Origin of the sequence: Mycobacterium sp. E2462 (genome assembly GCF_001672685.1) — a bacterium.
GTDB lineage: Bacteria > Actinomycetota > Actinomycetes > Mycobacteriales > Mycobacteriaceae > Mycobacterium.
The window spans coordinates 1-991 of the sequence record NZ_LZKC01000156.1 but is presented as its reverse complement, the minus strand read 5'-3'; the positions used below and the strand labels follow the sequence as shown (position 1 = coordinate 991).

The window sequence follows — 991 nt, the reverse complement described above, 5'->3', positions numbered from 1 at the left end:
CGCGCCGCTGCGCCAGGCCATCGCCGCGCAGCGCAAGCGCAACTACGGCATCGACTACGACCCCGACACCGAGGTGCTGGTGACGGTCGGGGCGACCGAGGCGATCGCCGCCGCGGTCCTCGGGCTGGTCGAACCCGGCTCGGAGGTCCTGCTGATCGAGCCGTTCTACGACTCCTATTCGCCGGTGGTCGCGATGGCGGGCGCCCACCGGGTGACCGTCCCGCTGGTCCCGCACGGCCGCGGCTTCGCCCTCGACGCCGACGCGCTGCGCCGCGCGGTGACGCCGCGCACCCGAGCGGTCATCGTCAACTCGCCGCACAACCCGACCGGGACGGTGCTCAGCGCCGCCGAGCTGGCCACCATCGCCGAGGTCGCCGTGGCGGCCGACCTGCTGGTGATCACCGACGAGGTGTACGAGCAGCTGATCTTCGACGGCCGCGAGCATCTGCCGCTGGCCGGGTTCGACGGGATGGCCGAGCGCACCGTCACCGTGTCGAGTGCGGCCAAGATGTTCAACTGCACCGGGTGGAAAATCGGGTGGGCCTGCGGCCCCGCGCCTCTCATCGCCGGGCTGCGGGCGGCCAAGCAGTACCTCACCTATGTGGGCGGTGCGCCCTTCCAGCCGGCCGTGGCGCTCGCGCTCGACACCGAGGACGCTTGGGTGGCGGACCTGCGCAGCTCGTTGCAGGCCCGGCGGGATCGGCTGGCCGCGGGACTTCTCGACATCGGCTTCGAGGTGCACGCCAGCGCCGGCACCTACTTCCTGTGCGCCGATCCGCGCCCCCTGGGCTACACCGACAGCACCGCGTTCTGCGCCGCCCTGCCCGAAAAGCTCGGGGTGGCGGCCATCCCGATGTCCGCGTTCTGCCTGCCCGCCGACGCCCAGTCCGCCTCGCAGGCGCAGGTGTGGAACCACATGGTGCGCTTCGCGTTCTGCAAACGCCAGGAGGTGTTGGACGAGGCGATCAGCCGGCTGGGCGGGCTGCGCGAC

At 72.1% G+C, this 991-nt stretch carries 1 protein-coding gene; it reads left to right on the top strand.

Going from position 1 to position 991, the window contains the following annotated elements:
• Positions 1-991, top strand: a 991-nt coding sequence (locus A5714_RS07225; protein ID WP_068284207.1) for a pyridoxal phosphate-dependent aminotransferase, incomplete at both ends; no start/stop codon positions are given.